This window comes from Cellulomonas septica, assembly GCF_012396155.1.
GTDB classification, from domain to species: Bacteria; Actinomycetota; Actinomycetes; order Actinomycetales; family Cellulomonadaceae; genus Cellulomonas; species Cellulomonas septica.
The window spans coordinates 1-2298 of sequence record NZ_JAAXOY010000585.1; the positions used below are offsets into that span (position 1 = coordinate 1).

The 2298-nt window shown below is 71.6% G+C and carries 2 protein-coding genes; both read left to right on the forward strand.

Annotated elements, in window-relative coordinates:
* On the forward strand, positions 1–1542 hold a 1542-nt coding region (gene rho / locus HGA02_RS16880; RefSeq protein WP_168680318.1), incomplete at its 5' end, for a transcription termination factor Rho.
* Between the two features lie 200 nt (positions 1543–1742).
* Positions 1743–2298: DUF6325 family protein (locus tag HGA02_RS16885; protein ID WP_210728731.1), on the forward strand; the 556-nt coding region annotated here is incomplete at its 3' end.

Here is a 2298-nt window from a genome sequence, read left to right on the forward strand (position 1 = left end):
CGTGACGACCGTGCCGCCCGGGCGACCGACGCCGTGCAGGGCGAGCGCCGCTCGCGCCGCTCCGGCCGGGGCCAGGGTGCCCCGGAGGACCAGCGCCGCGACGACGAGAACCGTCAGCAGAGCGGCCAGCAGCAGGCCCCGCAGGGTCAGGGCCAGCAGGGTCAGGGCCAGCAGGGCGGCAACCGCCAGGGCAACCAGAACCAGAACCAGAACCGGGACCAGTTCGGTCCGGACGACGACGAGCGCGGCGGTCGCCGCCGTCGCTCGCGCGACCGCTACCGCGACCGGGACCGCAAGGGCCGCCGCGGCCGCGGCGGCCAGCCCGACGTGTCGGGCCTCGACGACATCGAGGTCACCGAGGACGACGTCCTGCTGCCCGTCGCGGGCATCCTCGACGTGCTGGACTCGTACGCGTTCGTGCGCACGACCGGCTACCTGCCCGGCGCGAGCGACGTGTACGTGTCGCTCAACCAGGTGAAGAAGTCCGGCCTGCGCCGCGGCGACGCGATCACCGGCGCGGTCCGTCAGCCCCGTGAGGGCGAGCAGCCGCCGCAGGGCAACCGGCCGAGCAAGTTCAACGCGCTCGTGCGGCTGGACACGGTCAACGGCATGGCGCCCGAGGAGGCGCGCAACCGTCCCGAGTTCACCAAGCTCACGCCGCTGTACCCGCAGGAGCGCCTGCGCCTCGAGACCGAGCCGACGCGCCTCACGCCCCGCGTGATCGACATCGTGGCGCCCATCGGCAAGGGTCAGCGCGGCCTCATCGTCGCGCCGCCCAAGGCGGGCAAGACGATCATCATGCAGCAGATCGCGAACGCGATCACCGCGAACAACCCCGAGGTCCACCTCATGGTCGTGCTCGTCGACGAGCGCCCCGAGGAGGTCACGGACATGGAGCGGACGGTCAAGGGCGAGGTCATCGCCTCGACGTTCGACCGCCCCGCCTCCGACCACACGATCGTCGCGGAGCTCGCGATCGAGCGTGCCAAGCGCCTGGTCGAGCTCGGCCAGGACGTCGTGGTGCTGCTCGACTCGCTGACCCGTCTGTCGCGCGCGTACAACCTGGCCGCGCCGGCGTCGGGCCGCATCCTGTCCGGTGGTGTCGACGCCTCCGCGCTGTACCCGCCGAAGCGCTTCTTCGGTGCCGCGCGCAACATCGAGAACGGCGGCTCGCTCACGATCCTCGCGTCCGCGCTCGTCGAGACCGGCTCCAAGATGGACGAGGTCATCTTCGAGGAGTTCAAGGGCACCGGGAACATGGAGCTGCGGCTCTCCCGGTCGCTCGCGGACAAGCGGATCTTCCCGGCGGTCGACGTCAACGCGTCGGGCACGCGCCGCGAGGAGATCCTCATGTCGCAGGACGAGCTGAAGATCATCTACAAGCTCCGCCGCGTCATGGGGGCGCTCGACCAGCAGCAGGCGATCGAGCTGCTCATCGGCAAGCTGCGCGAGACCAAGTCGAACGTCGAGTTCCTGCTCCAGGTGCAGAAGACGACGCCCGGTGGTCCGATCGGCGACGGCGAGGTCGGCCGCACGGTCTGACCCTCGCACCGCTCACGACGGCCCCGCGCTCCCGACAGGGACGCGGGGCCGTCGTCGTCCCGGGGACGTGCGCGCACGTCGCGAAGACCGGCCGGCGCGGAGTGCTGGCGGACGATTGTCCTGGACGCCGCACGCTCCTACGATCGATCGCGGAAGGCCCGCCGCCCGCTCGGGGCGACGCGGATCGAGGTGCGAGACCCATGGTTGACCTCGAGCAGTCCGGCCCGATCGACTACGTCGTCGTCGAGTTCCCGCCCGGTGGTCTCCGAGGCGACGCCTTCCCCCTCCTGACCGACCTGGTCGACCGGGGCGTGATCCGCGCCCTCGACTTCACGGTGGTCGGCCGGGACGCCGACGGCTCGTACGCGGTCGTCGACTTCGACGAGCTGACGGACGACGGCGTCGACATGACGCTGTTCCACGGGATCACGCACGACGTGCTCGACGACGACGACCTGCGGGACGTCGCGCGACGCGTGCTGCCGGGGTACTCGGTCGCGATCCTGCTGTACGAGAACGTGTGGGCGGCGCCGCTCGCGACGGCGCTGCGGCACAGCGGGGCGCAGCTGCTGGACAGCCGACGGTTCCCCGTGCAGGCGATCCTCGCGAAGCTCGACTCGATGGCCGGTGCGGCTCCGCCGGGCGCCCTGGGCGACGCGCCGGCCACGCACCGCGGAAGAACGCGCCGATGCCCAGGCCGTTGGTCCGCAGGATCACCGGGTAGACGACCAGCAGGACGACGGCGAGGCCGAGGTA